Genomic DNA, 17,232 nt, shown 5'->3' with positions numbered 1-17,232 from the left:
CGCAAACTCTTAAATTCTTCTCTCCTGCATACCGACCGATATTCGCCAGACGATAAAAATGAAGGTTTTTTCGCGAAGATCGACCTTGTTTGCCTGTTTCGCCCGAGCACACACTCAGAGCAAGGCACCCAGGGGACGACAAGGAGTGAAAAAATGAACGATCGCCTCAAGGGAGCCGCAGACGAGCTGCGGCGCGACTGGGAGACCAACCCCCGTTGGAAGGGCACCGAGCGGACCTACACGGCCGAGGACGTGGTCCGGCTCCGGGGGTCCGTCCAGGAGGAGCACACCCTCGCCCGGCTCGGCGCCGAACGGCTGTGGGACCTGCTCAACACCGAGGACTACGTGCACGCGCTCGGCGCGCTGACCGGCAACCAGGCCGTGCAGCAGGTGAAGGCGGGCCTGAAGGCGATCTACCTGTCCGGCTGGCAGGTCGCGGCCGACGCCAACCTCGGCGCGCAGACCTACCCGGACCAGAGCCTCTACCCGGCGAACTCGGTCCCGGCCGTCGTGCGCCGCATCAACAACGCGCTGCTCCGCGCCGACCAGATCACCTGGTCGGAGGGGAAGGAGGACGCGCCGCACTGGCTGGCCCCGATCGTGGCCGACGCCGAGGCCGGCTTCGGCGGCGTGCTCAACGCCTTCGAGCTGATGAAGGGCATGATCGCCGCAGGTGCGGCGGGCGTGCACTGGGAGGACCAGCTCGCCTCCGAGAAGAAGTGCGGCCACCTGGGCGGCAAGGTCCTGATCCCGACCGGCCAGCACGTCAAGACCCTCAACGCGGCCCGTCTCGCGGCCGACGTGCTCGGCGTCCCGTCCCTGATCATCGCGCGGACCGACGCCCAGGCCGCGACGCTTCTGACCACCGACGTCGACGCCCGCGACCAGGCCTTCACCACCGGCGAGCGCACCGCCGAGGGCTTCTACCGCGTCCGCAACGGCGTCGACTCCTGCATCGCCCGGGGTCTGGCCTACGCGCCCCACTCCGACCTGCTCTGGATGGAGACCTCCCTGCCGGACCTGGACGTGGCCCGCGAGTTCGCCGAGGCCATCAAGGCCCGCTACCCCGACCAGATGCTGGCCTACAACTGCTCGCCCTCGTTCAACTGGAAGAAGCACCTGGACGACTCGACCATCGCCAAGTTCCAGCGTGAGCTCGGTCACATGGGCTACAAGTTCCAGTTCATCACGCTGGCGGGCTTCCACTCGCTCAACTACTCGATGTTCAACCTGGCCCAGGGCTACGCCGAGGAGGGCATGACCGCCTACGTCGGGCTCCAGGAGGCCGAGTTCGCCGCCGAGTCGCGCGGCTACACCGCCACCCGCCACCAGCGCGAGGTCGGCACCGGATACTTCGACCTGGTCAGCACGGCCATCGCGCCGGAATCCTCCACCACGGCCCTGCGGGGCTCCACGGAGGAGGAGCAGTTCGAGAAGGCTCACTAACCCTTCGGACCCCGAGCCCGCCCGGGGCGCTTCCAGGGCATGGGACTCCTTCCCGGGCGAGCTCGGTGACCAGGTCGTAGAACGAGGCCCCGCCGTACGGATATCCCCCGAGTCCGTCCGGCGGGGCCTCTCACTGCCCGGGGCCCGGCCCTGAAGCCGCCCCGCCCGCTCCCGGACGGTCACCCGTTCTCGGAGCGGTTCAAGCGGTACGGCCCGCTGCGTGGCCGGGCCCGGCCGTGCCGGCGGATCAGCCGGCGACGGCCTCGATCAGCTTGCGGCGCTGCTGGACGCCGAGCCCACCGAGACGACGGGCCTCATCCACGTCGGCCTCCGCCATGAGCTGGGCGGCCTTCACATTGCCGATGCCGGGCAGCGCGCGCAGCGCCTGCGACACCTTGATGCGCTTGGCGATCTCGTCGTCGCGGCCCAGCAGCTGCTCAAGGCTCACGGAACCGGCTTTGACCTCGGCCAGAAGCTTGGCACGGGCCGTACGGGTCTCGGCGGCCTTGGCAAGGGCGGCCTGACGCTGTTCGGGGGTTAGCTTAGGCAGAGCCATGTTGACTTCTCCTCGATTACTCGGATTATGACGTTCTGTTACCCACAGCAACTCGGCTAATCATCGCCTAACTGTGGGAAAAGTGGTGCGTCCGGCACAGACCATCACGATATGCCCGGATAGTTACCCCGGCCTTACCTGACTCTTCGTAGCCTCGACCTCATGGGTATCTGGCAAGGGCCGGACGGCATCGAAGTCGAGGCGATCATGCTCAACGATCTCCCGTGTCTGCGCGTGACCCAGCGGGTCGGTGGACAGCGGATGGTGCTCGCCTACTGCATGGACGTGCGCGAGGTCGGCCGGCTCGTGAACCTGGCCGAACTCGTCGAGACGTAGGAGCCGGCCTCCGGACGGTCAAGTATTGATCACAACCGAGTCCGATTCGGTATCGGCGTGAACTTCTGGGATTCCTGAGACGTCGGTCTAGGCAGGGAGGCCCGTATGGAAGTTCTGGACGGCCTCGTTGACGAAGACCTCCGACTGGAGTTCCTCCTCGTTGAGGCCCTGTACGAGGAGGCGGAACGGCTGGCCGCCCAGTCCGACCGCTGAGCTGCGGAGTGCCTGCCACCTCGTCGAGGCGGCAGGCACTCTCGCCGTCGGACCGCGGGGCCCCTCGGGGCGCGATCACCCCCGGATCCCGGCCGTCCTCCGACGCGGAGGACCGCGAGAGGCGGGCGGGGCTCGATGGATCCGGCCCCGATGGCGTTAACTATCCCCATGAACAAGCGCGAGCTGATCGAGAAGGCCGCGGCTGAGGCGGGGCTCAGCCGGCGGCAGACCGCCGCCGCCCTGGAGGCGATCCTGGGGACCATCCAGACGGCCGTGGCGGCCGAGGACAAGGTCGCGATCCCCGGATTCGGGTCCTTCGAGATCGTGCACAAGCCGGCGCGGACCGGACGCAACCCGCAGACCGGCGAACCTCTGGAGATCGCCGAGACCTGGACGGCCAAGTTCAAGCCGAGCCCGGGGTTCATGGGCCTCATCCGGCAACGCAAGAAGGACTGACCGCTCCCCCTCCCCGGGCGCCGACGCCGCGCGCCGCCGTACGGAAGCAGGGTCCCGCACCGGAACCGGCGCGGGGCGGAGGCGGGCCGGGACAGGCGACGGCCCCCGGGGAGGTTGTCCATTCCCCGGGGGCCTTGGGTGCCGCCATGTCACGGCGTCAGCGCGTTTAAGAGGGCCGGTCATCTCTGACGATGTCGTGCTCTGCCATTAAGCTACGAACGCATGTGGAGCGCCCAGCGGGACTCGAACCCGCACCCGACGATCACTGCCTGCCCTCGGTCGATCTGACGCTCGGCGGCGAATGCTGATCCTGGAGCGAGAGTCTGAGCTTGAGCGGCTGCCTCTGCCAGTTGGGCTATCCCGGCGCGGAGAGTGCCGGGAGAGGGAATCGAACCCCCACTTGGACCGCGTGTCAGGCTGACATTTCAGTTTCAGCTTCCGCGCTTTCACGCGTCCCCGCGCTCCCGCGGGGAGTCTTGGAGGCTACCCCAGGAGGTAGCCGAATATCCGGTCGCCGATGCGCTGGTCGGCGACCTCGGTGCCGTTGGCCTCCTCGCGGGCGAACTTCACGGCGTCCTGGAGCTTGGTGACCCGCTCCAGGAGCTCGTTGATCCGCTTGCGCGGGACGGCGCCGGAGAAGGCGACCTTGGTCCAGAAGCCGACCACGATGTCCTCGTGGTAGACCTCGACCTGGGCCGGGTGCTTGTCGGTCGCCTCGGCCTTGACGTGGTTGCGGGGCACCTTCTTGGTCCGGGTCGTCTTGACCGGCTCGGTCCGCCAGCAGTCGGTCGACTGGTCCAGCGTCCACGCCTCCGCCGCGTCGAGCACGGGCAGCTTGGAGACGAAGGTGTGCAGGTCGACGAGCTGCTTCTCCAGGAAGAGCAGGTAGGTGACCGGCACGTTCTCCAGCAAGGTGGCGCCGTCCACCGTGATGTCGGCCCGCGCGACGCAGTTCGCCCAGTCCTTGGTGGCGGTCACGTCGAACAGCCGGGTGAGCGCGGTTCCGAGCTGCTTGAGCAGGTCCTCCGCCTGGACCTGCACGCGCGTCGACTCGGCCGGCAGGTGCTCGCCCTCGTCGTCGACCGGCTGGTAGGTCCGGGAGATGCCCGACAGCAGAGCGTTCTTCTGGATCGTGTGATACGCGTCGGTCACCTTGCGCTGGGTGTCGGACTTGACGCCCTTCTCCACGGCGAGGATCTGGTTCAACTTGGTCGCCATGGATGTCACGCTATCGGGAAGATCACCCGTTCTCACCTGCTTTTAGCGGCATACGCCCTCTTTCGACGGCGTACGGCCCGGCTGTCGACGGCGTACGGCTCAGCGGCGTACGGCGCGGGCGTACCAGCGCCCGTCGAGGTTGTCGATCCGCAGCGGACGCCCGAAGCACTCCGACAGGTTCTCGCCGGTCAGGATCTCCGCCACCGGGCCGGCCGCCTGGATGCGGGTGTCACGCATCAGCAGGGCGTGGGTCGTGGTGGCCGGGACCTCCTCCAGATGATGGGTGACGGTGACCGTGGTCAGCGCCGGGCGGGTGGCGGCGAGATCCTCCACGGCGGTGATCAGATCCTCGCGGGCGGGCAGGTCGAGACCGGCGAACGGCTCGTCCAGCAGCAGGACCACCGGGTCGGCCATCAGCGCCCTGGCCACCCGGACCCGGGCCCGCTCGCCCTGTGAGCAGACGCGGAAGAGCCGGTCGGCGAGGTCCTTGCAGCCCATGTCCGCCAGCAGGCTGTGAGCCCGCTCGTGCTGGGCGGGGCCGTACCGGTCCCACAGGGGGGCGCTGGTCCCGGTGTGACCGGTCAGCACGACGGTGTGCGCGGTGGCGCCCTCCTCCTCCATCAGGTCCTCGTCGACGAGCCGCTGGCTGGCCGCCACCAGGCCGATGTGACGGCGGAGCTCCCGCAGGTCCACCCGGCCCAGCCGCTGGCCGAGCACCGTGGTGGTGCCCTCGGTGGGATGCCGCACGGCGGCGGCCAGCGACAGCAGCGTGGTCTTCCCCGCCCCGTTGGGCCCGAGCACCACCCAGTGCTGGCCGTACTCCACCCGCCAGTCGATGCCGGCCAGCAGGGTCCGGCCGACCGCCCGCACGCCGACACCGCTCAGCTCAACCACACCGGGCACGGACTGGTCCACTGATCTCCCCCTATGACTCGATACGCGCCGATCACCTTAACCGATGTGCCGATCTGCCCCCGGGCCCGTCCGAGAAAGTCTTCACGCCTCAACACGAGGACTTGTCAGCGGAGGCCGCATTACGTGAAGTGGACCGCGAGCAGGGCGCAGTACGGAAGTTCAGCCGACGGGGCGCGTATCCGCCGATGACCGGTGAGCCGTCCCCGGCCCGCGCTCGACGAGATCATCGAGGCGACAGGCCAGGCGCCGGAGACCGCCTGCCGGGGACCGGGAGGACGCCCTGGCCGCCAGGCAGGCGCGCCTGTCGAAGCGGGCGTCCCCGGACGCCGGACCGGACAGGAGAAGGCTGTTCGCGCTGGTCTTGGGCACCGTCCTGGTGGCCCTGGCCGCGCCTCAGCCGCCTATCTGGACCGAGGGACTCATGCTGGGCAGCGGCGAGGGCGCCGTCGCCGTGACGGACGGGGTCGGCGAGGGCCCCGGGCTCTCCCCGTCACCGGTCTGCGGGATCTGGGTGAAGGAGGGCTTGGGGCTACCGCCCGGCGTCGCCGGGCAGTCCCGATCCTTGTTGCCTCTGCCCTGGCCCTTGCCCTTGCCCTTGGCCGTCGCGTCCGCGCAGGTCTGCGCCCCGCCCTCGCCGGAGGGGCCGTCATCGCCCTGCGAGCGGTCGGGCCGGGGCTCCTCGCGGCCGTCGCTCACGGGAGGCGCCGAGACGGTGTGGGTCGTGGTGACCTGGACCGTGGAGGGCGTCATCACCCGCGTGGGCTGCTGCCTGCCGCCGGGCGGCCGGGTGCCCCGGGAGGTCGAGCCCACGGTGGTCTCCTGAGCGGGGATCACCATCGGCGCCAGGGCGGGAGCGCCCGCGCCGGCGCCGGCGCCGCCGCTCCCGGCGGCGACCACCGTGACGGCCGCCATGGAGAGCGTGGCCAGCGCCGCGAAGCTCGCCTGCGACAGGTGTGCGGCCCTGCGTGGCGCCGCCCTGCGGGAGGTCCTGGCGGGGACCTCGGACCACTCCCACGGCGGCTCGGCGGAGGCGGGCCGTACGGGGCCGATCCCGGACGGGTGGGGCACCGGCGTCCAGATCTCCGCCAGCACCTCGGCGACCGCCACGCGAAGGTCCCACGGGGCGCCCACACCACCCGCCGCGAGCAGCGCGCCGAGCAGGTCGGCGGCCCGGGGCCGGCGCGCGGGCTCCTTGACCAGGCAGGCCTCGACGGCCGGGCGGAGCAGCGCGGGCACCGAGGCGACGCGCGGCGGCTCGACCATGATGCGCCGGGCCAGCGCGTCGGGCTCTCCGGCGCCGAAGGGATGGTGGCCGGTGGCCGCGTAGGCGACCAGGCAGCCCCAGGCGAAGATGTCTGAGGCCGGCAGCGCGGAGCCGCCGGTGAGGCGCTCGGGCGCCACCCAGCCGGGGCTGCCCATGACCTGCCCGGCCTGCGTGTGCGCGGCCAGGGCGTCCACGTCCCTGGCGATGCCGAAGTCGATCACCCGGGGACCGGTGTCCGACAGCAGCACGTTGCCGGGCTTGAGATCGCGGTGGACCAGCCCCACCTCGTGCACCGCCACCAGCGCGGCGGCCACCCCGAGGGCGACGCCGTAGGCGAGGTCCGGGGTGAGCGGGCCGCGCTCGGACACCACCTGGGACAGCGCCGGCCCGGGGATGTATTCGGAGACCAGGTAGGGCCGGTCGCGGTCGGTGCCGTCCTCGACCACTGCGGCGGTACAGAAAGGCACCACCCGCCGGGAGAATTCCACTTCCTCCGCGAAACGGGCGCGGAGCGTGGGATCGTTGAGATGCACCGGATGCGGCGTCTTGAGCGCCACCACTCCGCCCTGCGGATGCTCGGCCAGGTAGACCACGCCCATGCCACCGACGCCAAGGCGGCCGAGCAGGAGGTAACGGCCGATGATGACCGGGTCCCCGACCGTCAGCGGCCGCACCCCGGGCGGCATGCCGTTCTTGGAACCAGTTCCGCCACGCGCCATCCTGGTTGAGCCTCTCGTGTACGCACTCCGGCAAGCACACTGTGGCGGGATGCGAGAGGCCTTCGCCGCCGACCTGTCATAAGGGATATGAACAGGTAAGGCGAATGATCCCTCGGGGTAAGTCACCGGTGATGTCCCGGATGCGTACCGATACCGGATGTGACGGCGTGACCGGGGAGGAGATCACCCCTCAGGCCGCGGCGGAGCCGGGCCTCGCGAGGCCGGGATCAGGGAGGCCGGGATCGGGGAAGCCGGGATCGGGGAAGCCGGGATCGGGGAGGTCCCGCGCCGGGAGATCCCGCACGGCCGTGAGGAAGCGAGCGATGTGCCGGAAGACCTGGCGGGCCTCGGGGACGACGTCGGCGAGGATGGCGAAGACGTGGGGCATGCGGCGCCACTCCTCGTAGGTCACCGGCACCCCGCCGGCGCGGGCCCGCTCGGCGACGCGGCGCCCCTCGTCGCGGAGGACCTCGGTGGAGCCGGTGACGATCATCAGCGGCGGCAGGCCGGTGTAGTCGCCGAAGACCGGGGAGACCAGGGGGTCGCGAGGGTCGAGGCGGGCGGTCCAGCGGCGGGCGAGCCAGCCGACCCGGCCCGCCGGGATCATCGGGTTGAGCAGGCGGTTGGCCCGGCGGGGCGCGTCGGTGAGATCGGTCCACGGCGACAGGCACACCGCGGCCGAGGGCAGCGGCAGGCCCCTGTCGCGCAGCGCCAGCAGCGTGGCCAGGGTGAGGTGGCCGCCGGCGGAGTCACCGGCGAACAGGATGCCGGCCGGGTCGTAGCCGCGCTCCAGCAGGCACGCGTAGGCCGCTGTCGCGTCCTCCAGGGACTCGGCCAGCGTATGGACCAGCCCCTGGCGGTAGTCGACGGCCAGCACCGGGCACCCGGCGGCGGCCGACAGGCGCCAGGTGATCGGCCGGTGCGTCGCCGGGGAGCAGAGGAAGTAGCCGCCGCCGTGGAAGTACAGCACGGCCCTGCTCTCGTCGAGCGTCCACCCGGCGCTCTCGTCGAGCGTCCGCCCGGCGCGGACCCACTCGCCGGAACACGTCCCGACCGGTTCCTGCACGATGCTCACGTGGGCGGGGACGGGGAGCGGCGCCCTGCCCGCCAGCGCGACGATGCGGGAGGCCGCGACGACGCCGACGTCGGCTCTGAGCAGCAGGCCGGAGATCGGTTTGAGGGTGCCGCGCATCACCGCGTTGAGGGCTGCGGCCTGCCAGCTCACGGGGTAGCCGGGGCATACGTCCACGTCGATCTCATCGTGCATGCGGACCTCCGTTAAGGAGGATTCCCACAGAACATCCTTCTACTCCAGCGATGACCCCATTCGCCGCGCTCCACTCCGCCCACAAGGCGGCCGACGGCCGGCGCGCACAGGCCGACCGGGGCGCTCGCCCGACCGCCTTCATGTCGCGCTTCTCATCCGGGCCGCCCGCACATGGAGACGCCCACCCCCCTTGCGCTCACCCGAAGTAGCGAGCAATCACCGAGAGCGACCGGAGGGGCCCAGTCCTCTCGGGCAGCCAATGACCGGCCGCGACACGGTCCGGACTTTCCGTCAGAGGCCACCGAAGCGGGTCGATTCCTCTAGGGGAATTATGGATGAATGGGGGAAATATCGGAAAAATAGGAATCTGGCCGGTTCGCGCCTCGCGCGGCTCCAGAACACGGGCCGTGAGACCCACCGGGAGGAGACATCCATGAACGGCAAACGGTCGTCAGCGCTCGGCGCGGCAATCCTCGCCGCAGTTGCTCTCTGGCCGACCGGGATTTCGGCGTCGTCGACGATCTCGGGTCCCACCGAGGCGACAGCGGCCGCCTCTACTGAGCGCGGCATCTTCAACCTCAGACCCTGCCGGCGCAAGGGCCCTCTCATCTGCTGCAGATCCTGGAAGGGCGTCAGATGCCACAGAAGCTGGCGGGAGCGCCGCGGAGGCTTGGACGACCTTCACGACGAATGGCGGGACCGTCACAGGAGACAGGACCACAGCCAGGGGTGGGGTGACCGCTACGGAGGCTGGGGGGATCTCCACGAAGACCTGACGGAGTCGCGGAGAAGTACAGGCCTCGGAAGCGGTCATACGGCCATACGGTCGTCCTGGAGTGATGGAGCGGCCGCCGCCCTGAGGGTCCATCGCACACCGTCGCCGGCGGAGCCCTGGTCGGCACGTGGCCCTGCCCGGTCAGCACCGACCGCCTGACCAGGCTTGGCGGAGGGCGAGCGACGGCAACGCCCTTGCCGCCGCCCCGCTACCCGAAAAATCGATTCGCGCTCAGCGTCTCGTGGCACGCTGCGGCACATGACGTGATTCTTGCTGACGCCCTGTAGCGTCGTAGATGACCTGGATCACACCGCCCGCGTCCGAGGCGCCGGCCGCCTCGCGCACCCACTGGCCAGCGGGTGCGGTGGAAAAGAGGCGCCCACCATGAACCATGACCCGACCGCGCCGGCTTCCCACCCCGGAGGCGACAGCGGCGCAGCCCACACATACATGACCCCGGCTCTCAGGGAGCGGCTCGACTCCGTCAGTAAAACGGCCCAGATCGAACTGGTACGCGCCAGTGAGAACAAGGCCGGCCTCCTGCTGTCCTGGGGAGGCGTCGCGTACGGCGTGCTCATCACCCTCATCCTGACCGGCCCCGCCCGCTTCCCCGGACTCGGGCGCTTCGGCGTCATACTGGCGTTGCTCATGCTGTCCATGGCGGTCATGCTGATCCTGATCACCGTCCGCCCGAGAATCCCCAAAGACGGCGGGCCGAGGATCATCACCTACGCCAAGGCCCCCACGCCCGAGGCCCTGATCGATCTGATGCACGCCGAGGCGGCCGAGGCGGGCGGATACGAGCTGTCACTGGCCAACGACGCCCTCCTGGCCTGCCAGATCGCCGTGATCAAGCACCGCAACCTGCGATGGTCCGTTGACCTGATCGTCGCCAGCATCGTGACCTTGACGGTCACGGTCTTCCTGGAACGCCTGATCTGAACAGGTGCCGTTGCGCCCCGGCACTTCGGGGTGCGGGGCCTGAACACCGCCGGGCTCGTCTCGGTAGCCGAGCACGAACTCCCCGGCCTTGAGCGGCGCCTCCAGCGGGTTGGAACCGGCGATACCACTGCCCTCGACGGCGGCAACGGATTTTCCGGCTGCCCGCCGTCCGGCCGCCGGAAAATCCGTTGCCGCCGTCAAGAGGGATGAGGAGGATAGGAGGGTTGCCCTGACGCCCTTGAGGAGGCCGCCTTCCTGCTCTACGTGCGCATCGCCGGATACGGCTTCCGCCGTCACTCCGCCTACCGCGCCGCCGCCCTCGCCGGAGCCTTCACCAACACCGTCTTCGGGATCCTCCGCGCCTATGTCCTCATCGCCCTCTGGGAGGCCCGCCCCGGGCTCGCCGGATACGACATCGCCGACGCCGTCACCTTCTGCTTCCTCAGCCAGGCCTTCATCGGCCCCATGCAGCTCTTCGGCGGCGGGCTGGAGATCTCCGGACGGGTCCGCAGCGGAGACATCGCCGTCGACCTCGTCCGGCCGGCGTCGCTGCAGATGTGGAGCCTCGCCGACGATCTCGGCCGGGCGTTCTACCTGCTCCTGCTGCGCAGCCTGCCGCCGACGGTCGTCGGCGCCGCACTGTTCGGCCTCGTCACACCGGCCTCCCCGGCGACCTGGGTGTTCTTCACCGCGAGCTGCGCGCTGGGAATGATCGTCAGCTTCGGCTGGCGCTACCTGATGGCGCTGTCCGCCTGCTGGGTCGTCGACGACCGGGGCACCCAGTCGCTGTCGCTGGTGATGACGCTCTTCTTCAGCGGCATGGTCCTGCCGCTGAACCTGTTCCCCGGCTGGCTCGGCTCCCTGGCCGGCGCGCTGCCCTGGTCGGCGATGGTCCAGGTCCCCGCCGACGTCTACCTCGGCAAGCGGGATGTCCTGGAGGCGCTGGGATTCCAGGCCGCCTGGGCGGTGGCGCTGCTGACCCTGGGCGCTCTGCTCACCCGGGCCGCCCGGCACAGGGTCGTGATCCAGGGTGGCTGACGGCGCGACCGTCACGGGACACGGGAAGGCGATGAGCCCCTGATGGTCAGGACCTACCTGCTGCTGGCCTGGACGTGGCTGAGAGCCTCGGCTCAGTATCCGGGCCAGCTCGTCACGATGGCGATCGGCTCGTTCGCCGTCAACGCGCTGGACGTCCTGGCGATCTGGGTGATCTTCGAGCACACCGGGTCGCTGGCCGGCTTCGGCCTGGCCGAGGTGATGTTCCTCTACGGCAGCGCGGGCCTGTCGTTCGCGCTGAGCGACATGCTCTTCGGCAACGTCGACCGGCTCAGCCAGCACATCAGGGCCGGCACCTTCGACACCATGCTGATCCGCCCGGCGAGCGCGTTCGTCCAGATGGCCGTCGACCGCTTCGGCGTGCACCGCCTCGGCAGGACGGTCCAGGCCGTGGTCGTGCTCGGCATCGCCCTGTCCCAGCTCGACCTCCCCTGGAGCAGGGCGTGGATGATCCCGGTGATGGTCGTGTGCGGGATCGTCATCTTCGCCTCCATCTTCGCTCTCGGCGGCGCGCTGCAGTTCCTGCTGACCGACGCGCCCGAGGTGGCCAACGCCTTCACCTACGGCGGCGGCACGCTCACCCAGTATCCGCTGAGCGTCTACGGCGGCGAGCTCGTCCGGGGCGTCACGTTCGTCGTGCCGCTGGCGTTCGTGAACTGGCAGCCGGGACTGTTCGTGCTGGACCGGCAGGACCCCTTCGGCCTGCCGTACGGACTACGCTTCGCCGCGCCCCTGGCGGCGCTGATCCTGGCCGCCGTCGCCGCGTTCGCCTGGCGGGCGGGCATCCGCCGCTACCGTTCAACGGGGAGTTGATCGCATGATCGAAGTCGACCGGGTCGGCCGCTCGTTCACCGTGGGCCGCCGCCGCGCGCGCAAGACCGTGCACGCCGTACAGGATCTGTCCTTCACCGTCGAGGCCGGGGAGTTCGTCGGCTACCTCGGCCCCAACGGCGCGGGCAAGTCCACCACCATCAAGATGCTCACCGGCATCCTCGCGCCCACCTCGGGCCGCATCCAGGTGGCCGGGCTCGACCCGTCGCGCCGCCGTACGGCTCTCGCCCGCAAGATCGGCGTGGTCTTCGGCCAGCGGACGACCCTGTGGTGGGACCTGCCGCTGAAGGACAGCTTCGAGCTGATCCGCCACCTTTACAAAGTAGATCGAGTTCTCTTCCGCCGCAGGCTGGACGAGCTGACCGGCCTGCTGGACCTCGCCGGGTTCATGAACACCCCGGTCCGCCAGCTCAGCCTCGGCCAGCGCATGCGCGGTGACATCACCGCCGCCCTCCTGCACTCCCCCGCCGTGCTGGTGCTCGACGAGCCCACGATCGGCCTCGACGTGGTCAGCAAGGCCGCCATGCGCGAGTTCCTGCGCCGTCTCAACGCCGACCACGGCACCACGGTCCTGCTCACCACCCACGACCTGGGCGACATCGAGAGGCTCTGCCGCCGCGTGATGCTCATCGACCACGGCCGCCTGACCTTCGACGGCACCCTGGACGACCTGCGCGCCACCGTCCCGGAGGAGACCTCCATCGAGGACGTGGTCGCCCGCCTCTACACCGGCGGGAGCGCGAGCCCCTGACGACCGCGCGGAGCCGCCGTCAGTAGTAGCCCTCGTCGTTGGAGCGCTCGTAGCCGTCGTCCTCGCGGACCCGGCCGGACCAGCGGGAGGGCATGAGAACGGGGACGAAGAGCGCCACGCCGAGGAGGGCGTAGACGCCGCCGGCGAGCAGCGGGGCCACGCCACGGCCGGCCGGGGCGAGCGCCGGATGGAGGGAGACGACGTCGGCGATCAGTCCGGCGGCGCGCCTGGCGTCGAGGGCGTAGACGACGTTCCAGGAGAGCAGGACCATCGACGGGACGAAGGTCGCCAGCGGCGAGACCCGGCCGGCGACCACCAGGCCGAACAGCAGGCCGATCCCGGCCATGACGCCCAGCACGACCCAGGTCCGCGGATTGCTCTCACCGGAGAGAGCGACGGCGTCCGTCCCGGCCTCCTGCACCGCCCAGCCCCCGCCGAACAGCAGGGCAGCCGTCATGACCAGCCCCACGAGCAGCCCGGAGAAGTGCCGCATCACCACCGCCTCGGCCTGTTGCGCATGTCACGGTCGCGGTAACCATAGCGACAAATGCCATTAAACGGCAGCCGTTGCCGGGTGCGTGAGAGCATATGTGTCACCATGCACGCCCGACTCCCGTTACGCCTCATGCGGGCGGCCGCCTTCTCGGCCGTCTGCGTGATGCTCGCCGCTCTCGGCCACCTGGCCGCGGGCGGTTCGGGGCCCGCGCCGTGGGCGATGGCCACCGGAACCACGACGGTCACGGCCCTGGCGGTCATGCTCGCTGGACGCGAGCGGTCCACCGCCACGATCAGCGTGGGATTGTCTGCCATGCAGCTCTTCCTGCACGAGCTGTTCGCCTACGGCGACCCCTCGGGGATCTCGCTGACAGCGCACCCCCACGGGCAGGGGCTGGGCGAGGGCCTGGGCATGCTGGTCGCGCACCTCACCGCCACGCTGATCACCGGCTGGTGGCTGGCGCGCGGCGAGGCCGCCCTGTGGGCGCTGCTCCGCGCGGCGGGAGGGCGTCTGGGCGCGGCGCTCCGGCTGCTGCCCTGTCCCGTGGCTCCCGCCCTTCCCGCGCGCACGGCCGTCCCCGCCGTGGTGCCCGCCCCCGCGCGGGCCGTCCTCCGTCACACCGTCAGCCGGCGTGGTCCTCCACTTCCCGCCCGCTGACCTCCCACCCCCCTTTTTCCCTCTTCGCACGTCCCCGCGTGCTCGAAGCCCAAGCATCGAAGTGGAGAACCCCCATGTCGCTTTCCTCCGCCTGCCGCCGTGCCGTCGCCGTGACCGCCGGCGTCACCGCCCTCACCCTCGGCCTGGCCCTGCCCGCCCTCGCCCACGTGACCATCAACCCCGGCAGCGCCGAGCAGGGCAGCTTCAGCAAGGTCGCCTTCCGGGTCCCCAACGAGCGTGACGACGCCTCGACCAACAAGGTCGAGGTCGCCTTCCCCACCGACCACCCGCTGCCGTTCGTCTCGGTCAAGCCGGTGCCCGGCTGGGAGGTCAAGGTGACCGAGAGCAAGCTGCCCAAGCCCGTCACCACCGAGTACGGCGAGATCACCGAGGCCGTCACGAAGATCACCTGGTCGGGCGGGAAGATCGAGCCCGGCCAGTTCCAGGAGTTCGAGGTGTCCATGGGCGCGCTGCCCAAGGACACCGACCACCTCGTCTTCCCCGCGACCCAGACCTACAGCGGCGGCGAGGTCGTGAAGTGGGACGACGAGCCCAAGGCCGACGGCTCCGAGCCCGAGCGCCCGGCCCCGGTCCTGAAGCTCACCCCCGCCTCCGCCGAGGGCGACGGCCACGGCACGGCCTCCGCGACCCCGGCCGCGGCCCCGTCGGCGTCGGCCACCCTCGCCGCGCCGTCGGTGGCCCCGGTCGCGGCCACGGACTCCTCCGACGGCACCGCCCGCCTGCTCGGCGGCGTCGGCCTGATCGCCGGGCTCGCCGGGCTCGTGGTCGGCGTGCTCGGCCTGCGCCGCGGCAACCGCGCCTCCTGAGGCTCCCGGATCAGACGCGACGGCCCCGCGGAGTCCTCTCCGCGGGGCCGTCGCGTGAGGTCAGGTCGCGGGGGCCGGCGCCGCCCTCGCCCGGAGCGCGTCGAGCCGGGCGGCCGTGTCGGCCTCGCCCGGGGCGTCGCGGATCTCGGCGAAGAGGGCGCGCGCACGGTTCAGGGTGTCCAGGCACTCCTGCCGCCGCCCCAGGTGGTGGTCCAGCTCGCCCAGGCCGCGCAGCATGACGGCCTCGCCACGCCTGTTGCCGGTGGCACGGCAGACCAGGAGCGCCGAGCGGTGGGTGGCCCCGATCTCGGCCCACGGCGTCCGGATGATCGCGGCGTTCAGCGTGGCGGCGGCCAGCTCCCAGGCCAGCTCGTCGTGGCCCAGGTCGGACGCCTGCAGGACCGCGGCGACCAGGCAGGACCGCTCGCTGTCGAACCAGGCCAGCGGGTCGGCGAGCAGCGGCTCGCGGACGGCCGCCGGCGGCGGCCAGCGCGGCGACCGCCCGTAGAGCGGCGCCCGGACAGTGTACGGCAGGCGGCCGTCGGCGTCCTGGGCCAGCGCGAGCAGGATGGCCAGGGCGCGGATGACGACCGTGCTGACGGTGGCCTCGCTCTCCTCCCTGAGCGCCAGCTCCCGGGCGTAGCGGCGCACCAGCTCGTGGAAGCGGTAGCGGGGCTGGCCCACGGCGTCGACCCCTGCGGTGTCCAGGAAGTAGGCGTCGGCGAGCGCGTCGATGAGGTCCTCGGCCGACTCCGTGGACGCCTCCAGCACCCCCGCGACCAGCCACGGGGCGAAGGTCGGCAGGTCCAGCAGCCCGAGCAGGCGCAGGGCCCGCTGGGCCGGCCCGTCGAGCCTGCGGTAGCCGAGCGCGAGGGTGGCCCGCACGTCCGAGAGCTCGTCGAGGCCATGCCGTTCGTCGGCCATCCGGCCGGCCATCCTGGCGAGCGTCCAGTGTGGGCGGGCGGCGAGCCGGGTGGCGGCGCCCCGGATGGCCAGCGGCAGCCGGCCGCAGAGCCGGACGAGCTCGGTGGCGGCCTCGGGCTCGGGCGCGACACGCTCCGCGCCGACGATCACCGCGAGCAGGTCGCCGGCGTGGTGAGGCTCCAGCAGGTCCAGGTCGACGGCGTGCGCGCCGGGCCATCCGGCCATCCGGGACCGGCTCGTCACGATGACGGAGCAGGAGGGCGATCCGGGCAGCAGCGGCCGTACCTGGGCCTGGTCGGCGGCGTCGTCCAGCACGACGAGGACACGGCGGCCGGCGAGCTGCGTGCGGTACAGCTCGGCGCGCTCGTCCGCGTCCTCGGGGATCGCCTGGCCGCTGATGCCCAGCGAGCGCAGGAACCGGGTGAGCACCCGGGAGGGATCGGCCGGCTGCTCGGCGGAGCCGCGAAGGTCGGCGTAGAGCTGGCCGCCGGGGAAGTCGCCGATCATGCGGTGCGCCAGGTGGACGGCCAGCGTCGACTTGCCGACGCCCGCCCTGCCGGTGATGGTCGACACCGGGATCGGTCCAGGCCTGCGGTCGGCGATCAGACCGCTCAGCTGCTCGACCAGCTTGTCCCTGCCGGTGAAGTCGGCGATGTCGGCGGGCAGCAGGGACGGGCAGGGCGGCTCGGCGGGGCCGGCGCCCTCGTAGCGGGTCTCCTGGCGCAGTACCTGGAAGTACGCCTCGCGCAGCTGGGATCCGGGGTCGACGCCCAGCTCCTCGGCCAGCCTGAGGCGGATGAGCCCGTACTCGGCCAGTGCCTCGGCCTGCATCCCGGACGCGGCCAGGGCGAGCACGAGCGCGGTGTGGACGGCCTCGTTCAGCGGTTCGGCGGCGGCGACCGCGCGCAGTTGCGGGATGACGTCGGCCGACCGGCCGAGCCGCTGCGCGGTCTTCGCGGCGTCCAGCAGCGTGTCGATCCGCTCGTGCTCGATGGCGCGGACCCAAGGGTGACCGCGCAGCACGTGGTCGAGGTCGGCCAGACATGGCCCGTTCCACATCCGCAGCGCGGAGAGCAGCAGCGCCAGGGACTCCTCGGGGGAGGTGGCCGAGCGGGCCCCCGCCACCCCCGCGCGGAAGCGGACCAGGTCCACGTCGCACCGGTCGAGCCGGACCACGTAGGCGGTGCCCATCCCCGCCAGCCAGGTCGAGGCCGAATAGGCGCCCTTGCCCGGATCGATCTGGCGCCGCAGCCTTCCCACGTAGGTCTGTACCAGGTTGACCACCGACTCGGGGGTGTCGTCGCCCCAGAGCGTGTCGATGATCTCCTGACGTCTGACCGGCGAGCCGGCCCGGAGCAGGAGCAGGGCCAGCACGGCCCGTTGCTTGTCCGAGCCGATCTTGACTTCGGTCTCTCCCCTCCACACGCGGAGCGGACCAAGCAGGCGGAACCGTATGTCCGTCATATTCCCATCCAGGTCAGACCTGCAGCGGATGGCGCAAACCAGAGAATCATACGATTTGACCTAGTCATGTGCGAGGGGCTGACCTGTCAAAGTCCGGCCACTGGAGCCGCGCTGGCACC

Annotated in this window: 16 protein-coding genes; 9 read left to right on the top strand and 7 right to left on the bottom strand. The window is 71.0% G+C overall.

From position 1 onward, the window contains the following. The first annotated feature begins 153 nt into the window (after positions 1-153). On the top strand, positions 154-1,446 hold the full coding sequence (aceA, locus tag SROS_RS16740) for an isocitrate lyase (RefSeq protein ID WP_012890129.1): 1,293 nt from the start codon (positions 154-156) through the stop codon (positions 1,444-1,446). Positions 1,447-1,693: 247 nt separating this feature from the next. Here the strand turns inward: aceA and mihF are convergent, their stop codons facing one another. Next, on the bottom strand, positions 1,694-2,002 hold the full coding sequence (mihF, locus tag SROS_RS16735; RefSeq protein WP_012890128.1) for an integration host factor, actinobacterial type: 309 nt from the start codon (positions 2,000-2,002) through the stop codon (positions 1,694-1,696). A gap of 162 nt (positions 2,003-2,164) precedes the next feature. Between mihF and SROS_RS50955 the strand changes: the two genes are divergently transcribed. Together SROS_RS50955 and SROS_RS16730 are read left to right on the top strand one after the other, a co-directional pair. After that, positions 2,165-2,338 carry a hypothetical protein gene (locus SROS_RS50955; protein WP_012890127.1) on the top strand — a complete coding sequence of 58 codons (174 nt, stop codon included), beginning with the start codon at positions 2,165-2,167 and terminating at the stop codon, positions 2,336-2,338. A 381-nt stretch (positions 2,339-2,719) separates the two neighbouring features. Beyond that, positions 2,720-3,007, top strand: a complete 288-nt coding sequence (locus SROS_RS16730; protein WP_031163487.1) for an HU family DNA-binding protein — start codon at positions 2,720-2,722, stop codon at positions 3,005-3,007. 483 nt (positions 3,008-3,490) lie between these two features. On the opposite strand, the gene SROS_RS16725 is transcribed toward SROS_RS16730, so the two are convergent. From SROS_RS16725 to SROS_RS16705, 4 genes are all read right to left on the bottom strand, one after another. Then, positions 3,491-4,225: a DUF7873 family protein gene (locus SROS_RS16725; protein ID WP_012890124.1), complete on the bottom strand. Its 735-nt coding sequence runs from the start codon at positions 4,223-4,225 to the stop codon at positions 3,491-3,493. Between the two features lie 99 nt (positions 4,226-4,324). Beyond that, positions 4,325-5,128, bottom strand: coding sequence for an ABC transporter ATP-binding protein (locus SROS_RS16720; RefSeq protein WP_218919854.1), 804 nt, complete (start codon positions 5,126-5,128; stop codon positions 4,325-4,327). Between the two features lie 405 nt (positions 5,129-5,533). Continuing rightward, positions 5,534-7,123: a serine/threonine-protein kinase gene (locus SROS_RS46005; RefSeq protein WP_012890122.1), complete on the bottom strand. Its 1,590-nt coding sequence runs from the start codon at positions 7,121-7,123 to the stop codon at positions 5,534-5,536. A 190-nt stretch (positions 7,124-7,313) separates the two neighbouring features. After that, positions 7,314-8,390, bottom strand: a complete 1,077-nt coding sequence (locus tag SROS_RS16705; protein WP_012890121.1) for an alpha/beta hydrolase — start codon at positions 8,388-8,390, stop codon at positions 7,314-7,316. Between the two features lie 1,159 nt (positions 8,391-9,549). Here SROS_RS16705 and SROS_RS16700 point away from each other — a divergent pair. The 4 genes from SROS_RS16700 to SROS_RS16685 all read left to right on the top strand — a co-directional run bounded on the left by SROS_RS16700 (position 9,550) and on the right by SROS_RS16685 (position 12,745). Then, positions 9,550-10,107 (top strand): Pycsar system effector family protein, encoded by a 558-nt coding sequence (locus SROS_RS16700; RefSeq protein WP_012890120.1) that lies wholly within the window; start codon positions 9,550-9,552, stop codon positions 10,105-10,107. A 264-nt stretch (positions 10,108-10,371) separates the two neighbouring features. Beyond that, positions 10,372-11,145, top strand: coding sequence for an ABC transporter permease (locus tag SROS_RS16695; RefSeq protein WP_012890119.1), 774 nt, complete (start codon positions 10,372-10,374; stop codon positions 11,143-11,145). A gap of 42 nt (positions 11,146-11,187) precedes the next feature. After that, positions 11,188-11,976, top strand: coding sequence for an ABC transporter permease (locus tag SROS_RS16690; RefSeq protein WP_012890118.1), 789 nt, complete (start codon positions 11,188-11,190; stop codon positions 11,974-11,976). Positions 11,977-11,980: 4 nt separating this feature from the next. Next, positions 11,981-12,745, top strand: a complete 765-nt coding sequence (locus SROS_RS16685) for an ABC transporter ATP-binding protein (RefSeq protein ID WP_012890117.1) — start codon at positions 11,981-11,983, stop codon at positions 12,743-12,745. Positions 12,746-12,764: 19 nt separating this feature from the next. On the opposite strand, the gene SROS_RS16680 is transcribed toward SROS_RS16685, so the two are convergent. Beyond that, a complete protein-coding gene (locus SROS_RS16680) occupies positions 12,765-13,238 on the bottom strand; it encodes a hypothetical protein (RefSeq protein ID WP_012890116.1) in 474 nt (157 codons plus the stop codon). A 105-nt stretch (positions 13,239-13,343) separates the two neighbouring features. Here SROS_RS16680 and SROS_RS16675 point away from each other — a divergent pair, with 105 nt between their 5' ends. Continuing rightward, positions 13,344-13,898 (top strand): hypothetical protein, encoded by a 555-nt coding sequence (locus SROS_RS16675; RefSeq protein WP_043652162.1) that lies wholly within the window; start codon positions 13,344-13,346, stop codon positions 13,896-13,898. A 74-nt stretch (positions 13,899-13,972) separates the two neighbouring features. Further along, positions 13,973-14,725 (top strand): YcnI family copper-binding membrane protein, encoded by a 753-nt coding sequence (locus SROS_RS16670; RefSeq protein ID WP_012890114.1) that lies wholly within the window; start codon positions 13,973-13,975, stop codon positions 14,723-14,725. 60 nt (positions 14,726-14,785) lie between these two features. Here the strand turns inward: SROS_RS16670 and SROS_RS16665 are convergent, their stop codons facing one another. Further along, positions 14,786-17,113, bottom strand: a complete 2,328-nt coding sequence (locus tag SROS_RS16665) for an AfsR/SARP family transcriptional regulator (protein WP_012890113.1) — start codon at positions 17,111-17,113, stop codon at positions 14,786-14,788. Positions 17,114-17,232: the final 119 nt, after the last annotated feature.

The organism is Streptosporangium roseum DSM 43021 (assembly GCF_000024865.1).
GTDB classification, from domain to species: domain Bacteria; phylum Actinomycetota; class Actinomycetes; order Streptosporangiales; family Streptosporangiaceae; genus Streptosporangium; species Streptosporangium roseum.
This window is presented reverse-complemented; position numbering and strand designations above follow the sequence as displayed.